Annotated in this window: 21 protein-coding genes; 10 read left to right on the forward strand and 11 right to left on the reverse strand. The window is 65.3% G+C overall.

Annotated features, from left to right (window positions below):
• Positions 1 to 23: 23 nt before the first annotated feature.
• Together rsrA and KU884_RS16270 are read right to left on the reverse strand one after the other, a co-directional pair.
• Positions 24 to 260, reverse strand: a complete 237-nt coding sequence (gene rsrA / locus KU884_RS16265; RefSeq protein WP_167783597.1) for a mycothiol system anti-sigma-R factor — start codon at positions 258 to 260, stop codon at positions 24 to 26.
• Positions 257 to 916: an RNA polymerase sigma factor gene (locus KU884_RS16270; RefSeq protein ID WP_167783598.1), complete on the reverse strand. Its 660-nt coding sequence runs from the start codon at positions 914 to 916 to the stop codon at positions 257 to 259. Before KU884_RS16270 ends, rsrA begins: the two co-directional genes overlap by 4 nt.
• A 174-nt stretch (positions 917 to 1,090) precedes the next feature.
• Between KU884_RS16270 and KU884_RS16275 the strand changes: the two genes are divergently transcribed.
• From KU884_RS16275 to KU884_RS16290, 4 genes are all read left to right on the forward strand, one after another.
• Positions 1,091 to 1,891, forward strand: coding sequence for a methyltransferase domain-containing protein (locus tag KU884_RS16275; RefSeq protein WP_167783599.1), 801 nt, complete (start codon positions 1,091 to 1,093; stop codon positions 1,889 to 1,891).
• Positions 1,892 to 1,923: 32 nt separating this feature from the next.
• A complete protein-coding gene (locus tag KU884_RS16280; protein ID WP_167783600.1) occupies positions 1,924 to 2,406 on the forward strand; it encodes a cupin domain-containing protein in 483 nt (160 codons plus the stop codon).
• 168 nt (positions 2,407 to 2,574) lie between these two features.
• On the forward strand, positions 2,575 to 3,138 hold the full coding sequence (locus KU884_RS16285; RefSeq protein WP_167783601.1) for a hypothetical protein: 564 nt from the start codon (positions 2,575 to 2,577) through the stop codon (positions 3,136 to 3,138).
• Between the two features lie 612 nt (positions 3,139 to 3,750).
• Entirely contained in the window at positions 3,751 to 3,939 is a 189-nt protein-coding gene (locus KU884_RS16290; RefSeq protein ID WP_167783602.1) for a hypothetical protein, read from the forward strand.
• 95 nt (positions 3,940 to 4,034) lie between these two features.
• Here the strand turns inward: KU884_RS16290 and KU884_RS16295 are convergent, their stop codons facing one another.
• Positions 4,035 to 4,793, reverse strand: a complete 759-nt coding sequence (locus KU884_RS16295) for a MipA/OmpV family protein (RefSeq protein WP_167783603.1) — start codon at positions 4,791 to 4,793, stop codon at positions 4,035 to 4,037.
• Between the two features lie 399 nt (positions 4,794 to 5,192).
• Here KU884_RS16295 and KU884_RS16300 point away from each other — a divergent pair, with 399 nt between their 5' ends.
• On the forward strand, positions 5,193 to 6,263 hold the full coding sequence (locus KU884_RS16300) for a porin (protein ID WP_167783604.1): 1,071 nt from the start codon (positions 5,193 to 5,195) through the stop codon (positions 6,261 to 6,263).
• A gap of 274 nt (positions 6,264 to 6,537) precedes the next feature.
• Here KU884_RS16300 and KU884_RS16305 read toward each other — a convergent pair whose 3' ends face one another.
• Positions 6,538 to 7,311 (reverse strand): ABC transporter permease, encoded by a 774-nt coding sequence (locus KU884_RS16305; protein ID WP_167783605.1) that lies wholly within the window; start codon positions 7,309 to 7,311, stop codon positions 6,538 to 6,540.
• 5 nt (positions 7,312 to 7,316) lie between these two features.
• Entirely contained in the window at positions 7,317 to 8,270 is a 954-nt protein-coding gene (locus tag KU884_RS16310) for an ATP-binding cassette domain-containing protein (protein WP_254432087.1), read from the reverse strand.
• Positions 8,271 to 8,351: 81 nt separating this feature from the next.
• On the opposite strand from KU884_RS16310, the gene KU884_RS16315 reads away from it, so the two are divergent.
• Positions 8,352 to 8,834 carry an LEA type 2 family protein gene (locus tag KU884_RS16315; protein WP_167783606.1) on the forward strand — a complete coding sequence of 161 codons (483 nt, stop codon included), beginning with the start codon at positions 8,352 to 8,354 and terminating at the stop codon, positions 8,832 to 8,834.
• 187 nt (positions 8,835 to 9,021) lie between these two features.
• Here KU884_RS16315 and KU884_RS16320 read toward each other — a convergent pair whose 3' ends face one another.
• Both KU884_RS16320 and KU884_RS16325 read right to left on the reverse strand, forming a co-directional pair.
• Positions 9,022 to 9,753: a phosphoadenylyl-sulfate reductase gene (locus tag KU884_RS16320; protein WP_167783607.1), complete on the reverse strand. Its 732-nt coding sequence runs from the start codon at positions 9,751 to 9,753 to the stop codon at positions 9,022 to 9,024.
• A gap of 134 nt (positions 9,754 to 9,887) precedes the next feature.
• Positions 9,888 to 10,931 carry a cyclopropane-fatty-acyl-phospholipid synthase family protein gene (locus KU884_RS16325; RefSeq protein ID WP_167783608.1) on the reverse strand — a complete coding sequence of 348 codons (1,044 nt, stop codon included), beginning with the start codon at positions 10,929 to 10,931 and terminating at the stop codon, positions 9,888 to 9,890.
• A gap of 267 nt (positions 10,932 to 11,198) precedes the next feature.
• Between KU884_RS16325 and KU884_RS16330 the strand changes: the two genes are divergently transcribed.
• A complete protein-coding gene (locus KU884_RS16330; RefSeq protein WP_167783609.1) occupies positions 11,199 to 11,450 on the forward strand; it encodes a hypothetical protein in 252 nt (83 codons plus the stop codon).
• 348 nt (positions 11,451 to 11,798) lie between these two features.
• The gene (locus KU884_RS16335; protein WP_167783609.1) at positions 11,799 to 12,050 is read left to right on the forward strand and encodes a hypothetical protein; all 252 of its coding nucleotides are present in this window, start codon (positions 11,799 to 11,801) and stop codon (positions 12,048 to 12,050) included.
• Between the two features lie 239 nt (positions 12,051 to 12,289).
• Here the strand turns inward: KU884_RS16335 and nadA are convergent, their stop codons facing one another.
• The 4 genes from nadA to KU884_RS16355 form a co-directional block, all read right to left on the reverse strand.
• Complete coding sequence (gene nadA / locus KU884_RS16340) at positions 12,290 to 13,369, reverse strand: quinolinate synthase NadA (RefSeq protein ID WP_167783610.1); 1,080 nt, start codon at positions 13,367 to 13,369, stop codon at positions 12,290 to 12,292.
• A gap of 30 nt (positions 13,370 to 13,399) precedes the next feature.
• Positions 13,400 to 14,089 (reverse strand): NUDIX domain-containing protein, encoded by a 690-nt coding sequence (locus tag KU884_RS16345; protein WP_254432088.1) that lies wholly within the window; start codon positions 14,087 to 14,089, stop codon positions 13,400 to 13,402.
• 104 nt (positions 14,090 to 14,193) lie between these two features.
• Positions 14,194 to 15,063, reverse strand: a complete 870-nt coding sequence (locus tag KU884_RS16350; RefSeq protein ID WP_254432089.1) for an alpha/beta hydrolase — start codon at positions 15,061 to 15,063, stop codon at positions 14,194 to 14,196.
• Positions 15,064 to 15,263: 200 nt separating this feature from the next.
• Positions 15,264 to 16,202, reverse strand: coding sequence for a universal stress protein (locus KU884_RS16355; RefSeq protein ID WP_167783611.1), 939 nt, complete (start codon positions 16,200 to 16,202; stop codon positions 15,264 to 15,266).
• Between the two features lie 175 nt (positions 16,203 to 16,377).
• Between KU884_RS16355 and KU884_RS16360 the strand changes: the two genes are divergently transcribed.
• A complete protein-coding gene (locus KU884_RS16360) occupies positions 16,378 to 16,878 on the forward strand; it encodes a GspH/FimT family pseudopilin (RefSeq protein ID WP_167783612.1) in 501 nt (166 codons plus the stop codon).
• Positions 16,875 to 17,366 (forward strand): type IV pilus modification protein PilV, encoded by a 492-nt coding sequence (gene pilV / locus KU884_RS16365; protein WP_167783613.1) that lies wholly within the window; start codon positions 16,875 to 16,877, stop codon positions 17,364 to 17,366. The genes KU884_RS16360 and pilV overlap by 4 nt, the downstream gene beginning before the upstream one ends.
• Positions 17,367 to 17,373: the final 7 nt, after the last annotated feature.

Here is a 17,373-nt window from a genome sequence, read left to right on the forward strand (position 1 = left end):
GCATTCCCTCCCGCGCCGTGGTGTCAGTAGCGATCCAGCACCTTTTTCAGCCGACGCCGCAGCCGCTCCGGTGCGGGCGCCGTTCCCGTCTGCTGCACGCGGTTGCGGAGATGTTTCTCGAACTCCGCCCGCGTGAAGCAGTCACGACAGCGTGCCAGGTGCCGGTCGATGGCAGCGAGGCGGTCGTCGTCCAGTTCCTCATCCAGGTAGGCGAAGAGCTGGTCCAGGACCTCCTCGCAGGTCAGGTCACCGTGACTCATTGTCGCTCCTCGCCGTCGCCGGGAGGCTTCTGGCACGACGGTGATCCCTGCTCCGTCTGCCGGCCGTACTCCCACAATGCCTTTTGCAGCAGGCCACGTCCGCGATTGAGCCGCGAACGCACGGTCCCCACGGGCACCGCCAGCAAGGCCGCTGCTTCCTCATAGGTATACCCTTGCAGTTCCACCAGCACAACCACCAGCCGATAGGCGTCCGGGAGGGCGTCGACGGCGCGGGCGAGATCCTCCTGATCGAGCCCGTCCACGAACTGCTGCTCGGCGGTACCCCACCACAGCAGGAAGGGCTGATGGAGCTTGCGGAACAGGGAGAAGGAGGCCGCGTCCTCGGCATCAGCGGGCAGTTCGTCCCAGGAGGCCTCATGGTCCTGGCGGGAGCGGCGGCGGCGCCACTGGGTGCAGAAGGTGTTGTTCAGGATGCGGAACATCCAGCCCTCGAAGTGCCCCCAGTCACGCAACTCGGGCAGCTTCTCCCAGGCCCGCTCCACCGCCTCGGCCACCACGTCTTCGGCGTCGTCGGGGTTGCGGGTGAGGCGCAATGCGGTGCCGTAGAGGCGGTCCAGCACGCACTCCAGGCGCTCCTCGAAGCGCGTGCATAACACCTCACGCTGGTGGCGCTTCTGGCTGTCCCCGTCTGCCACGACTGCCCTCGCCCAGGGAGGCGTCCGTCTTCACTCCCTGCTCCCGGAAGTCTAGTCCTTTTCGTCGGATGTCCAGAGAGCTTGGAACCATTCGGCACCTGCCGTGCGTCCTTGGGAACACTCCGGGAGATGCGTTCCGGGGTGATGCCAACGCGAAACGGAGGAGAGACCGCCATGAGCACAGCAACAACAGCAATCCGCGAATCCGGCCTGGTGAACCAGGAGGCCCTGCGCCAGAAGGTGAAGGACATGTACCGCCGGGTGGCGAAGGAGCCCGAGGGGGATTTCCACTTCGCCATGGGCCGGCCCCTGGCCGAGGAGCTGGGCTATCCCCCAGCGGACCTGGACCGCATTCCCCGGCAGGCGCTGGAGTCCTTCGCCGGGGTCGGGTACTTCCTGGGCCTCGCGGACATCCAGCCCGGCGAGCGGGTGCTGGACCTCGGCAGCGGCTCCGGGACCGATACTTTCCTGGCCGCCCTGTACACCGGCACGGAGGGTCACGTTCTGGGGCTGGACATGACCGACGCGCAGCGGGACAAGGCCCAGCGGCTGGCGGAGGAAGCCTGGTTCACGAACATCAGCTTCCATGCCGGCTACATCGAGGAGACACCGTTCGAAGACGCCAGCGTGGACGTGGTGATCAGCAACGGCGTCATCAACCTGTCCGCGGAGAAGGACCGGGTGTTCGCCGAGATCGCCCGGGTGCTGCGGCCCGGGGGGCGACTGGCACTGTCGGACATCGTCACCGAGAGCCAGCTCCCAGAGAAGGTGAAGTGCGACGCCACCCTGTGGGCGGCCTGCATCGGCGGCGCCATGCAGCAGAACGACTACCGGGGCGGAATGACCGCCGCCGGCCTGCGGGTGGCGACGATACAGGACAACCCGCAGTACCGCTTCCTCACCGAGGCCGCCCAGGGCGCAAGCCGCGCCTATGGGGTGAAGAGCGTGAACGTGCTGGCGGTGAAGCCGGCGTAACACGGTGCGAACCAACCAGTAGGAGATCAGCCATGAACCGTTTGACCATCATTACCACTGCATCCGCCCTGGCCCTTGGCCTGTCCACGGCCCTGGCGGGGGACAACCACTACGAGCCGGGCTCCGGCGGGCACCTGTTCGTCATGGGCGACGAACTGGAGTGGGGCCCGGTGAGCTCCATGGGCGAAGGGGCCGAGATCGCCGTGATCGAAGGGGATCTCGGCAAGGAAGAGCCCTTCACCTTCCGCCTGCGGCTGGAGGACGGCTACGAGATCAAGCCGCACGTCCATCCGGCGTACGAACGCGGCACCATCCTCCAGGGCACCCTGCATTTCGCCCATGGCGAGGAGTTCGACCGCGATCAGACCAAGGCCCTGCCCGAAGGGAGCACCTTCATCATGGCACCGGGGGCGCCCATGTACGGCTACGCCGAGGGTGAGGTGATCTTCCAGCTTCACGGGGAAGGCCCCTGGGGCATCGAGTACCTCAACGAGGAGCACGATCCCCGGCAATAGGGCCGGGTCAACACCGGGCCGTGGGGTACGGCAATACCCTGCGGCCCGGCTCAGCGAGGCCCATGACAGGCGCGGAGGGGGTACACCATGCAACCGGACGCGGTGGACAAAATCGGGGAATGCCGCTGGCAGCTCCTGTGCCTCCGGTGCCGCCAGTTGGTCCCGCGCATGAGGACAATCCTGGTGCTGGCGGCCGTGGTGCCGACGGTGGCAAAGGTTGCGGGGACGTCTCCGGAGTGGCTGCTTCAGGGCACGGACAGCATGCTTGTGCTGATCGCTGCCTGCGTGATCTACGCGCTGCTTCTCGCCATTCCCTTCATTCCGTCGGTGGAGATCGGGCTGCTGATCATGGTGCTGTTCGGGGCACCGGGAGCCGCGGGGGCCTATCTGGCGACCTGTACCGGCCTTGCCGGAGCCTACCTGATCGGCCGTCGACTGGGCGGTACCGGGCCGTTCCGGCGGATCAACCTGCCGCCCCGCTACAGCGCACGGCTGAGTGCCATCACCGCCCGACTGCCCGCCGGCCTGCTGCCGGTACTCTCGCTAGCCACGCTGCTGAACATGCCCGGTAACACCGCCTTGGGCGGTGGCGGCGGTATCGCCATGGCCTACGGCGCCGGCCGCCTTCTCTCCGCCCCCGCCTTCCTGACCACCGTGGCTCTGGCCACGGGCATTCTGCCTCTCGCCTTTGTCACCGGCCTGGTCGGGCTGGAGCGCTGGTTGGATCCGTAACGGGCACGTGGATTGACGGCTGCGACCCGGTATCCAGGCTCGCCTAACCAACGTCCTGCAGGTTCCATCAACTCACCCCCGACAATCAGATAACCACCTGATCATTAAATTGTGAACTGCACCGCAGCACTCGACGGCGAAGAAGCGTAGATTGGAACCATAGACAGATGCACTGCGAGGTCTCCTCCAGGCGATTTCCGCCGATGGACCGGCAACCAGGGAATCGCCATTTTGACTCCACCTCCAAGGGGTCTGAGCGCGTTAAGGCAGGGATCCCCTGCCTTTTTTTTTGTCCGTCGCAAGCATCAGCCCTCGGCCACCCGCCCCAGCGTTGGCTCCCCTGTTCACGCGAGCGATGCTGAGCCATCACCGGGGCACCCTCTTCTGCTCCGACTCCTCTGGGACCGCTCCGGGCTGAGGATTATCCCCCGCTCCGGGTAACCGCCCCGGCCGGCGAGTTCGTGGACTCGCAACGGTCAAGGCGTGGTCCGACACCACTCGGTAAAACGCCTCCGGCGATCGAACCCACGGCTGGTAGACCAGTACCGGACGAATAACTCCTCGAGTTTGCTAACCTAAAAATGCGTACATTAGCGGCCCAAGGTACGGTCCATGAAGACGGCCAAACAGGAAGCCCAAAAGCTGCTCCGCAACCTTCCGGACGATAGCAGCTATGAGGATATCCAGTACCACCTGTATGTCCTGGAGAAGGTCAGATGCGGCGAGGCCCGTACTGAGGCAGAGGGAACCATGTCTAACGAAGAGGCCCAGAGCCGTCTTTCGACGTTGGGCATGCAGTAAGGTGGTCAGCGGGGAAGCGGTGGAGGACGTTCAAGCCATTGCGGAGTGGATCGGGCGCGATTCCCGGTACTCGGCCTTCCTCTTTATACGTCCGTCTATAGACGCCAGGAAAACCCGACAATGCCCGACCAGCGCCCGCCGCCCTCGACGATGGGGCTGTCCCGCAGGGTGCCGCCGAAGAACTCCCGGTTGACCTGCACGATCACCCCGGCGCGCTCACCGCCCCGGTAGCGCAGACCCAGGCCCACCGTCCGGTTCAGGGATGCCCCGGGGGAGTAGGCAGGGCGTTCCCCCGTCGCCTCGCCATCGCGGACGCCGTAGTAGTAGGCCGTCATGTCGGCGCTCTGCCAGTCCACGCCCACCGAGGGAATGACGATCCACTGGCCTGCAGGGAACGGCAGCGACACCCGCGCCTCCAGCACCTGGCCGTCGTGGCGGCCAAGCAGTTCCTGGTAGACGCTGGCCTCCAGGCGCAGCCAGCGTGGGCCGGTACTGAACCGCACACCGCCTTCCGCCGTGCGCCGGCGGGTGTCCATGCCCGCCAGCACGGGATCATCCGAGGCGCGGAAGCTCTGCATGCGCGCGCGGGCGACCAGCTCGGTGCTCACCGGGCCCGCATCCGGCAGGCGCCAGCCCAGGCCCAGACCGCGAAAGAAGAACCGCTCGCCCTCATAGCCAATGAACGGGACCGGCATGACGTCATAGTCGGCATCCCCGTAGGGTTTGCCGGAGACGACGGTAGCGGCGCCCAGGGACCAGCCGGTGGGAGGTCCTTGGGCATGGGCGGTGGGGCCCAGTATCAGCAGAAACGTGGCGAACAGCAAGAAGAGGCGCCAGAGGGCATTCCGGGGCATACGGCTCCCGGTAGCATCTGGAACATCCGTAGGGCGGACCTTCAGGTCCGCCTTCTTCCGACCAGCAGGACGAATCGGCGCATTGGAGTCGGTCACGGCGGACCTGAAGGTCCGCCCTACGTCTCCTACGAACGGGGAACCCGGGCACACGTAGGGTGCATCTTGATGCACCGGCCCCGGAGCATGGTCGGGCACTGTCCTGACGGGCACGGCGGCATTGACGGTCGGCATGGGCCCATCCTGGCGCGAGTCGTCCATTTACGGGGAATCCATCCTGAAACAGGGCTGCGGCCGCTCAGTGTGCGGCATGCAGACCGATCGGGCTACCCCGTCCGCGCTTGCCGCCGCCGTCGAGCCTCGGCAACAATGCCTGCTTCATCATACGGGGGACATCCAGCCATGCCGCGCATCACCGCAATTCGCTGCCTCGCCGTGGCCTCGGCACTGGCGGCCGCTGGGACGGGGCACGCCGCCGACATCCGCATCGACGGCCGCCTGCAGGCGGCCTACACCTATTTCGACACTTCCGCCGGCGGCCACGGCAGCACCGTGGGCGACGACAAGGGCCAGAGCCGGCTCGGCGTCCAGGCCCGACAGGCGGTGGGCGAAGGCTTTGCCGCTTTGGGCCGCGCCGAGGTGGGACTGGACCCGGACACCTTCGGCAGCGGCGAGGGTGATGGCGGCAATCCGTTCCGCGCCCGGGAGGCCTGGGTGGGCATGCAGTGGGGAGGCGGCCAGTTGCGCGGCGGTCGCCTACCCGGCGCCTACAAGCAGGTGGGCGGCATTCACTGGGATCTGATGAATGCCACCGAACTGCAGCAGCGCCGCGCCGGCGGGCTCGCCGGGGGCGATTACGCCAATACCGGGTTTCTCAACAGCCTGGCGGAGTACCGCACGCCGCCGCTGGGCGGCTTCGAGTTCATCGCCCAGTACGGCTTCGACGACCGCTCCGATGACAACGGCACCGACCGCAACGGCGATGACTTCCTGTTCGGGGCCATCTACCGCGAGGGGCCTTGGGAGCTGATCGGCGCCTACAGCCGGGATGACAGCCGCTCATCCGGCGACAACCGCAACTGGAAGCTGGGCGCACGTTTCGACATGGGCGAGGCCAGCCTGGCGTACCACTACGAGAAGGTCCGCGTGCGGGACCAGATCGATGATGCGGTGGTGAACCGCAGCAGCGGGAACCTGACGATTGAACCCACCGGCGACGAGTTCGATTTCAATACCCGCCACCACATGGTGGGCGTGAGCCAGATGTACGGTACCAGCATGCTCTGGCTTGCCTGGGGGTACATGGATGCCGATGAGAGCGATTTCGACATCCAGAACGCCACGGCGGCATGGACCCAGTTCTTCGGCGAGGGATTCCGGTGGTACACCGGGGTGCAGTATCAGGACCGCGGCCGGGCGTACGACACGCGGCACATGACGGTGGTATCGACAGGGGTGCGGCTCGATTTCTGAGGCTCTGGAATGAATCGCGGCTGAAGCCGCTCCCACAGCCTCATGTAGGGCGGACCTTCAGGTCCGCCGTTGCCCGACATGCAGGCCAAGCAGGCTGATTAAAGCCGGTAAAGGTGGACCTGAAGGTCCACCCTACGAACCTTTGGTCGCGGCTCACGCCGCTCCTACAACTCCTGCATGGGGATACCGGCCCCGGTTTCGTAGGGTGCATCTTGATGCACCGCTGGTCATACCGTTACCGAGAGCACCCGGGCCGCGACCGGCGCCCCCTGGCTCAGCTCATCAACCGCCGCCGCAGGATCAGGGTCGCCACCCAGAAGGCACCGATTCCATAGACTGCCAGCACCGCCAGATGCAGCAGCACGTTATCCGGATACCCGCCCAGCATCAGCGGCCGCACGATCTCCACGGCATGGGCCAGCGGCAGCAGGAAGGCGCCGGTGGCCACCAGGTCCGGCAACTGGTCCAGCGGGAAGAACACGCCGCTGAGCAGCAGCATGGGCGTCATCACCAGGGTGAAGTAGTAGAGGAAGAAGTCGTAGCTCCGCGACACGGCGGTGATCACCATGGCGCAGGCGCCGAAGCAAAAACCAGTGAGCAGGATCACCGGCAGCACCAGGATCGCCTGCCAGCCGCCGACAAGCCCCAGCACGCTGGCCACCACCAGGATGGCGGTGGAGCTGATCAGCGCCTTGGTGGCCGCCCAACTGATCTCGCCCAGGGCGACGTCGTCGACGTTCAGGGGGGCGTCCAGCATCGCGCCCCAGGTGCGCTGTACGGTCATCCGGGTATAGGCGGAGTACAAGGCCTCGAAGCTGGAGGTGTTCATGGCGCTGGAGCAGATGATGCCCGAGGCCAGGAACATGATGTAGGGCAGCTCGCCGATATCCCCCACCAGGCGGCCGAAGCCGTAGCCCAGCGCCAGCAGATAGAGCAGCGGCTCGCCGAAGTTGCCCATGATCGACGGCAGCATCAGCTTGCGCCAGACCAGCAGGTTGCGCCGCCAGATGGCAAGGAAGCGCAGGGAAACAATGGGCAGGTGGTGCATGGAGATCAATCCCGTAGCTCGTGGCCGGTGAGGCGAAGGAAGACATCTTCAAGGCCCGCCGGGCGGTGCCAGTAACGCTGCTCGGGATTGGCGCCAAGGGCGCCCAGCAGGGGCTCCGGATCCCGTGTGTAGAACAGCAGCGTATCGCCGACCCGTTCGGCGCGGTCCGCCAGCGTCGCGCCCTCTTCCTGCCAGCGGCCGATGTCGTGGCCGCGCAGTTCGATCACGTGGGGCTCGATATGCTCGGCGATGAGCCGGCGCGGGGTGTCGCAGGCGATGATGGCGCCGTGGTCGATGATGGCCAGGCGGTCGCACAGGCGCTCGGCCTCTTCCATGTAGTGGGTGGTGAGAATCAGGGTGCGCCCCTGTTCCACCAGGGCATTGAGACGCTGCCAGATATGCTGGCGCGCCTGGGGGTCCAGTCCGGTGCTGGGCTCGTCCAGCACCACCAGGTCCGGTTCGTTGACCAGCGCCCGGGCCAGGCTGAGGCGCCGCTTCATGCCGCCGGACAGGGCCTGGATCTGGGCCCGTGAGCGACCATCGAGCTGGGCGAACTCCAACAGCCGATCCACCCGCTGCTGCACCTCCGGACCGTCCAGACCGAAGTAGCGGGCGTAGGTGAACAGGTTTTCGCGGACGGTGAAGTCCGGGTCCAGGTTGTCCATCTGCGGAACAACGCCGATGCGGTTGCGCGCGCTACGCGCCTGCTCCGGTACCGGGTGGCCGAGCACCTGGAGTTCCCCGCTGCTGGGCGGTGTCTGCCCCAGCAGCATGCGCAGGGTGGTGGTCTTGCCGGCGCCGTTGGGACCCAGCAGGCCGAAGCATTCGCCGCGGCGGACGTCCAGATCCACGCCGCAGACGACTTCGGTGTCACCGTAGCGCTTGCGCAGGCCGCGGGCGCGGACCACGAGCTCGCCAGTATCGGCGCGCGGGGCCTGTTCCTGCATGAGGTCTGCCATGCGTCTCCTTGGTCGCGACGGGCCTCGCCACGAAACCGCGCCTGCAGTAGGCTACGGCATCGGTTTCAGGGAGGCACTGCCATGATGCACCCGCGTTTAAGGGTCCGCCTGTTGATCGGCCTGGTTGCTGCCGGCCTGTTCTCGCTGGCGGCGTGCAGTGTGTTTCAGCCGGAGCTGGAGGAACCGGAGTTCCGCCTGGAGCGCGTGACGGTGCTCGCGCTGGGCCTCAGCGAGCAGCGCTTCCGGCTCACCCTGGAGGTGGACAACCCGAACCGGCAGTCGTTGCAGGTCCGGGAGATCCGCTACGCCGTGACCCTGGGTGGGCTGGACTTCGCGGAGGGAGAGTCCACCGAGGGGTTCCGCCTTGCCGGGGAGGATACTACCACGGTGGATCTGGAGGCGCGCACCCAGCTCCTGGGCAGCCTGCCGGAGCTCAGCCGCATGGCGTACAGCGGGCAGAGGAGTTTCGACTACACCCTCGGTGGCGAGGTGAAGTACGGGCGTTTCTTCCGGGGAACGCGGGCGTTTGACCGAACCGGGTCGGTGCGGTTGTTGCTGGATTGAGGGATGCGGGATCGGGAGCCGGACCTGTGCCGGGTTCAGCGGAAGGCGGCGTAGCGTGGGTCTTGATGCACCTGTGAGTGTTGGCCGGGGCCGTTGACGGTACATCAAGATCACCCCACGCATCGTCGCGGCTTGCGCCGCTCCTCGGGTGGGGTGCGAACCGTAGGCGCGGCGCAAGCCGCGACCGTCAAACGTGTTCGTGCAGACCGCACTCGCGCTTGAGGCCGAAGAAGCGCGTTTCTTCTTCGGTCATGCCGTCGTCCAGGCGGCGTGTGGTGTGAACGTCGCCGATGGAGACGTAGCCTTGGTGCCACAGCGGGTGGTAGGGCAGATCGTGATCCACCAGGTAGCGATACACGTCGCGGTCGGTCCAGTCGATGAGGGGATGGACCTTGAAGCGCCCGTTCTGCTCTGCCACCACGTCGAGCCCTTCCCGGGAGCTGGCCTGCTGGCGACGCAGGCCAGCGAACCAGGCTTCCGCCCGAAGCTCGGCCAGGGCGCGCTGCATGGGCTCGACCTTGTTCATGCGGTTGTACTGATCGATGCCGTCGACACCCTGCTCCCAAAGCTTGCCGTACCGGGCTTCCTGCCAGGCGGGGCTGAGCGCGTTGCGGTAGACATGCAGGTTGAGCCCGAGCCGCTCGGTGAGGTCGTCCACGAAGCGGTAGGTCTCCGGGAACAGGTAGCCGGTATCCACCAGGATCACGGGGATGTCCGGGCGCGCCCTGGTGACCATGTGCAGCGACACAGCCGCCTGCGCCCCAAAGCTCGAGGACAGCACGATGCGCTGACCGAACTGCTCCAGCCCCCACTGAACGCGCTCCTGCGCAGTGGCCTGCTCAAGCTCGGTATTGATCGCCTCAAGGTCGAAATCGCGCCCTTCGGGCAGCGGTGCGACTGTGGCTCGGCTGTTGGTCATCGCTCTCCTCACTGGGTGATCCCTGTGACTGCGATAACCATACATCGCGACTTTCAGGCAGAAAAAGAATGAAAATACCTATCTTCATGCCCTGGGCGAATATACGCCACGTCGACCCTGTCCCGGCGTAACGCTCAAACCTGTTCGCCCGCGGGTTTGGCCATCAGGTAGTGGGACACGAACCATTCGTCGCCGCCGCGATAGCCGAACAGCTCCGCGCAGGCCATGAAAAAGATGCGCCAGCGATTCCACCACAGGCCGACATGGTCGGCGCCGTACGTGTCGGCGAACACCTTTTCTATGTGCCCGCGCGAGGCGTCCATGCGCTGGAGCCAGGCGTTGCAGGTGGTTTCATAGTGCCGGCCGTTGACTCGCCAGTGCCGGCGCATCTGCAGGTGCTCCTGGTAGTAAAGAGGCAGGCTGTCCGCAGGCATGAGCCCGTCGGTGAAGAAGTAGCGCCCCATCCAGTCGTGCTCGCCCTGGGTCTCGAACACGTAGGCGAGCTCCCGGTGACAGAAGACGTGGAAGAACAGTTGCCCGCCGGGCTCCAGCCAGCCGTGAATCCGCCTCAGCAGTTCCCGCCAGTTGCGCATGTGCTCGAACATCTCCAGCGACACGACCCGGTGAAAGCGCGCGTCCGTGGTGAAGTCGTTCATGTCCGCGGTGATCACGGTGAGGTTGTTCAGACCGCGGGCGTCCCGGCGGGCCTCGATGAAGGCACGCTGGGAGGACGAGTTGGAGACGGCAGTGATGCGGCTGCCGGGATAGTGCTCCGCCATCCACAGGGACAGCGCGCCCCAGCCACAGCCCAATTCGAGGATCTCCTGGCCTTCGGCCAGCCCCGCCCGCTCGCAGGTCAGCGCCAGCATGGCCGCCTCGGCCTGCTCAAGATCGTCGACACTGTCCGGCCAGAGGCAGCAGGAGTACTTCAGGTGCGGACCCAGCACGGTCTCGAAGAACCCCGCCGGGAGTTCGTAGTGCTGCTCGTTGGCGGTATCGGTGGCCAGCGCCACGGGGCTGTCGTCCATGGCCGCAAGCAGGGTGTGCATGGCTTCGCGACGTGCCTCGCAGTCACCGCCCTCCTCCCGCAAGCGCTCACCCAGGAGCCGGCGGATACCCATGCGCACCAGTTGGTCGGGGACCCGTCCCTGCTCCACGAGCCCGATGAGTGTCTGCATGTCAGTTGCTCCTGTCTGATGGGGTGATCGTCGAGCGCAATCATACGATATGTCTACAAGACAAGCGCACGCCTCAGCGGTCAGTCACGCGCCTCGTCGTGCGACAGGGTCTCATGTGTCATCAGCGCACAGAAGGTTGAGCCACGTGGAACAGCCAAAAAACCGTAAGCCACTGTTTTTAATAAGTCTAAATTGTTGGCATGGGGCCTGCATTGGTCTGGGTGAGCCGAAAGGCGTTTTGTCACGCAAGCAATGAAGGAGGTCCTTATGACCGCTCTCATCAAGCTCCGTACCCTGATGCTCACCCTGCTGGCCGCTCTTGGTCTGACCCTCGGCGGCATGGCCACTGCCACCGCCGACGCCGATCACAGCGGCGGCTCCGTCAGCGACGCCCCGGAAACCGTCCAGTGGGACGACGATGATGATGACGATGATTGGGGCGACGACGATGATGACTGGGGTGAATGGGACGACGACGAAGATGACGAGTGGGAGGATGACGACGACGCCGACTGGTAATTCGTCAGGTCTCACCAGCATCTGAAACTGAAGCGCCACCGGAGACGGTGGCGCTTTTGATTGTTTTCACTGCATGCCACTTCGGCTGTTGAATGCCTGACGCATCCTCCTTCCAGTCTGACCGGCAGTCCGGGTGACATGACTGACTCCGCCTGGCCTCGAGCAATTCCAGGAGGGTCGTGCGCAGGGTCACATGTGCCGTCAGCGCACAGAGCCTGGAACCGCAGAGCGAACAAGATCGTGCTATAAGTTATTGTTTTTAAAATGTCCCAAATGTTGGCACGCAGCCTGCAACGATCTGGTTGAGCCGAAAGGTGTTTTCTCACACAAGCAGTGAAGGAGGTCCTTATGACCGCTCTCATCAAGCTCCGTACCCTGATGCTCACCCTGCTGGCCGCTCTTGGTCTGACCCTCGGCGGCATGGCCACCGCCACCGCCGACGCCGATCACAGCGGCGGCTCCGTCAGCGACGCCCCGGAAACCGTCCAGTGGGACGATGATGACGATGATGATGATTGGGGCGACGACGATGATGACTGGGGTGAATGGGACGACGATGAAGATGACGAGTGGGAGGATGACGACGACGCCGACTGGTAATTCGTCAGGTCTCACCAGCATCTGAAATTGAAGCGCCACCCTTTGCGGTGGCGCTTTTTGTCTCCCTGAAGGCGGTGCCTGGAGAGTAACCCGCTGTGGGAGCGACGTCAGTCGCGACGGCCGAAGCCGCGTGCTCTGCAATGTCGCGACTCACGTCGCTCCCACGGGCTTTCCCGCTCGGCCGGTCACTGGAAACTCTAGATGCACCCTACGCGAACAGGCGGACCTGAATGCGGGATTCAGGCGTCGCCGGCGCCCTCCACCACCTTCTGCCGGTTTCGGCCGAACTCCAGCATCCGTCCCAGGGAGACGAGTGCCTGCTCGGCCACGGCCGGATCCACATGAATCTCGTTGGCGCCGGTCTCCAGGGTGTGCGCCAGGTTGCGCAAGCCATTCATGGCCATCCAGGGGCAGTGGGCACAACTGGTGCAGGTGGCGCTACGCCCGGCGGTGGGCGCTTTCAGCAGTGTCTTCCCCGGGGCAGCCTCGTGCATCTTGTGGAACAACCCGGCGTCAGTGGCGACGATGAAGGTATCGGCATCATCCGTCTGCACCGCCTTGAGGAGCTGCGAGGTGGAGCCCACCACGTCGGCCAGCGCCACCACCCCCTGGGGCGACTCCGGGTGCACCAACACCTTGGCGCCGGGGTGTTCGGCCCGCTGCTTCTCGAGTTCAATAGCCTTGAATTCCTCGTGGACAATGCAGGCGCCGTCCCACATGAGCATGTCGGCACCGGTCTGCTGCTGCACGTAGGCGCCCAGGTGTTTGTCCGGGGCCCAGAGGATCTTCTCGCCCTGCTCGTGCAGGTGGCGCACCACCTCCAGTGCGATACTGGAAGTGACCACCCAGTCAGCCCGCGCCTTCACCGCAGCACTGGTATTGGCATAGACCACCACCGTGCGGTCGGGGTGCTGATCGCAGAAAGCGGCGAACTCCTCCGGCGGGCAGCCTTCGTCCAGGGAGCAGGTGGCTTCCAGATCGGGCATCAGTACCCGCTTCTCGGGGCTGAGGATCTTGGCCGTCTCGCCCATGAAGCGCACGCCGGCCACCACCACCGTCTGCGCCGGATGCTCATAGCCGAAGCGGGCCATCTCCAGGGAATCGGAGACGATGCCACCAGTCTCGTCGGCCAGGATCTGCAGGTCCGGCGCGGTGTAGTAGTGCGCCACCAGAACGGCATTCTGCGCGCGCAGTTGCTCGCGAATGCGGTCCATCAACTGCTCGCGCTCACCGCTTCGCAGCGTCTCGTCGGCCGTAAACGGCTGCTCCCGGAAGAACTCCACCGGGGCCTCGGCATGGACCGCTTGTACCTTGCTCATGGCGTCAACCTCCGGCCCGCGGGCCGTTGCCTACTTGATGATATCCACCCGGTCCGGCCGGGTGACGCGGAACAGGCGGGCCGGCCGGTGCTTGCCGGCGCGGAACCGCTCCCCCGTGTCCTCGATGCACGGCAGGTTCCTGACCCGCTTGCGGAAGTTCCGCTTGTCCAGTTGTTCACCCAGGATGGTCTCGTAGACCGACTGCAGCTCGCTGAGGGTGAACCGCTCACCCATGAACTGCAGGGCGATGGTCGAATATTCCAGTTTTGCCGCCAGGCGCCGGTGCGCCATGGCGATGATATCGCTGTGGTCGAAAGCGAGCTCGGGCAGTTCGTCCACCGGCTTCCAGGCGAGCCGCTGGGACTCCGAGGGCAGCGACGGCAGCCGTGCCGGCGGCACCAGGGCGTAGTACGACACCGACACCACCCTGCCCCGGGGATCGCGCTCCGGGCGCCCGAAGCTGTAGAGCTGCTCCAGGTACACCCCATGCACGCCGGTCTTCTCCCGCAGCATGCGGCTGGCGCAGTCATCCAGCGCCTCGTCGATGGGCACCATGCCGCCGGGGAGCGACCAGTAGCCGCTGAACGGCGCGCCGCTGCGCTGCACCAGGAGCACGCGCAGGCAGTGGTCAGTGATGGTGAACACCACCACGTCCGTTGCCAGGCCTGTCAGCGCGCGCTCCGTCATCTGGACGCTGTTCCCGTCGCCAAACTGAAACATAAAGTTAGTGTCGTTCGTACACTATGTCAAATAGTGGACAAAGAGGCGCGCCGGAGGTTCCCGAAGTTTGCATCGCAGCACAGACCGGCGGCCCGTCCGCTTACCTACAACTCCTGATGCAGAAAGCGGGTGGCCTCATCCATGGCACCGCCACGCAGGACGAAGGCGAGAAGATGGCCGCGCAAGCGCTGGAGATACAACTCGCTGCTCACGCCCGCCTCCTTCAACGCAGCGTGGAAGTCGGTGGCATGATCCGTCGGCACCAGCCGGTCCATGGTGCCGTGGAACAGGAAGAACGGCGGCGCCTGTTGATGCACATGGACCACTGGCGACGCGGCAGCATAAAGCTCTGGCACCTCGGCCCGGGAGCCACCGAGGAAATCTTCGAGCAGCTCGCCGTCCTCCCATTTGCGTAGATCGCTGGGCGTGCCACCGGCAACGACGGCGGCGGGTCGGGTCTGTGGCCCGCCATCAAGCTCGCCGCCCTGGCCGGCGACCAGCGCCATCAGGCTCACAAGATGGGCACCCGAGGAGTAGCCCAGCGCACCGATCCGCTCGGCATCCACGTTGAGACGCTCGGCGTTGTCGAGCATCCAGTGCATGGCCTGCTGGATGTCATGGAGCTGGGCGGGAAACCAGTGTTCGGGGGCGAAGCGGTAGGCGACGTTGACCGTGACCAGGCCACGCGCTGCCAGCTGCTCGGCAATGCCTTCCATGTCATCCGGGCTCCGCCGTTGCCAGCCACCCCCGTGCACCACCAGCACCGCCGGGAACGGGCCCTCGCCAACGGGCTGCCGAATGCGGGCATCCAGGGGCTGCGGCCAGTCTTGTGGTGTGTATTGCTCGACCAGTACATCCTGCACGTCCGTGCGGGGTAACTCGGTGGACTGCTTGGGTTTGCCCTCATGGACGGCGCAGGCCGCCAGGGCCATGAGCAGGCCGGCGCCGGGGAGCAGCAGATAGCGGGAGGGCATGGCGTTTCCTTTTGGCTGGCATTGGTCCAAGGCGGGCGCCGTCCGGGGTCGGGCTTAGCGCGGTACCTTATCATCGTCTTATACGATTGCTTCGCAAGACTGGATGCAAGCCGCTCCATCAGGAAATGGTGTCATTGTGAGCTCGGACGCATTCCGGCCCTGCGGCAGTCGGGTCCGCGGGGCCGGAATGGCGGGGGGAGTCAATGCAGGACGGTCACCGGGCAGAAGGCGCCGTGGACCACGCGGCGGCTGACACTGCCCATGACAAAAGCCTCGAGTCGTGACAGGCCGCGACGGCCCATGACGATCTCCGCCTCGCCGATCTCGCGGCTGTAGGCGTTGATGGTCGTGGCCGGGTCGCCGCCCCGACGGACATCGAGGACCTCGATGCTCTCGTCATCGATTTCCCTGCGCGCCTGCTTGAAGGCACGCTCCGCCGACTCGCGCCCGAGTTCAGCGAAACTCTCATCGGCAAACGGCCCGACACCGGCCAGCTCCGCCATGCTGCCACCGACTCCGGGAATCTCCCGCGGCGTATTCGGGAACACGTGGAGCAGGTGGATGGACGCGCCGGTGGCCGAGGCCAGACCGGCGGCGTGCCGCACGGCCACCAGCGCCGACTTGGACCCATCCACCGGTACGATGTAGGCGCTGGTGGCGACCACGTCATCGTCGGAAATGACCGTCACCGGACACGTGGCGCGGAGGATGACACCCTCGCTGACACTCCCTACCAGGAACTCGCGCACGCGCCCGAGACCGCGACGCCCCATGATGATAATGGGCGAGTCGACATTCTTCGCATACTCGGCGAGAGCCTCGGCAGGCTCGCCATCGACAATGACCTCTTCCATGCTGACCGCGCCTTCCAGAAGCAGCGAGCGGGCGCTACTGAAGGCGCGGCTGGCGCTTTCCTTGCGGATGCCTTTGAAGGCGTCCGAGGACAGTGGACCCGCGAGGGCCTGCTCGGTGGTGTTACCCAACCGCTCCATCAGCGCCCGCGGCGACTCCGGGAAGGCGTGCAGGAGTTCTACCCGGGCGTCGATCCTGCGCGCGAGCGAATCGGCGTACCGCGCCGCCGCAGCGGCGTGCTTCGAGCCGTCCACGGGGACGAGGATTGTTTTGATGGTGCTGGCCATTGCCGTGTCCTCCTTGCGGGTTTGCTTTCTCAGTATGTCGCGACGCTCGGCCCGATGGCTTGATGCAGGTTAAGAAAAGCGCAGCGGATGCGGGGATGTGCCACTCGTCGGCTGATGGGAGCAGCTCGTCGTCTGGGGCTGGGCGATGGCTCCGGCGTCTCGGTATATCAGAGTCATGAGAAAACGAAACGGCTTCACGCTGATCGAGCTGATGGTGACGCTGGCGGTGGCAGCAATCCTGCTGACCCTCGGCGTACCCAGTTTTCAGTACATCCTGCAAAGCAATCGAGTGTCGACCCAGACCAACGAGCTGATCACTGGCATATCCGGGGCCCGTTCGGAAGCCGTGCGGCGGAACCAGGATGTGCTCTTGGTCCCCATCGACGGCGACTGGAACCGCGGATTCCAAATCGAGGTACCGGCTCTGGAGGACGAGGACGACGAAGATGACGAGTTCCACGTGGTACGTCGCTTCGATACCTTCGGCAATGGCATGGACGTGACCACCACCGATGCGAACCCGATTACTTTCGCTGGCAGAGGGTCGCTGACGTCAGGATCCGGAACACCAACGATCACCTTGCAACCGGAACGCGAGTGCCGCGGGGACATGCGTCGCGTGATCGAGATCTCGGCCAGCGGAAGCGTACAAACCACACGGGAAGCTTGCCAATGAACACAGCAAAGCGGTGGGCCCCGAATACACAACGCCAGCGCGGCTACAGCCTGCTGGAGATTCTGATCGCCGTACTGGTTCTGTCGATCGGGCTACTCGGGCTGGCGGGTCTGCAGACCACCAGCCTGCAGAGTAATCAATCGGCGGCGCAGGTCTCTCAGGCAACATTCCTTGCGCAAGACATTCTCGACCGGATGCGCGCCAACCCAGGCGCGGCAAGGCAGGGCAACTACGATATCGGTTTCGGCACGTCGAGTTCCGACATGGGTAACAGCCCACTCGCCCGGGCAGACCTTCGCGAATGGCTTCAGCAAATGGAGGCCGCGCTGCCCGGCACCACGGGAGACGGGTGTAACGGCGACTGCGGCGCGGCGATCCAGGTGAACGGTGATGGCCGCGCCGAGATCACGCTCCGCTGGGTGGATGAGCGGCGCCCGGAGGACGACGATCAGCGGGTTACCAGCTTCAGGACGGTGTCACGGATATGAATACAGG

The organism is Aquisalimonas sp. 2447, from assembly GCF_012044895.1.
GTDB lineage: Bacteria > Pseudomonadota > Gammaproteobacteria > Nitrococcales > Aquisalimonadaceae > Aquisalimonas.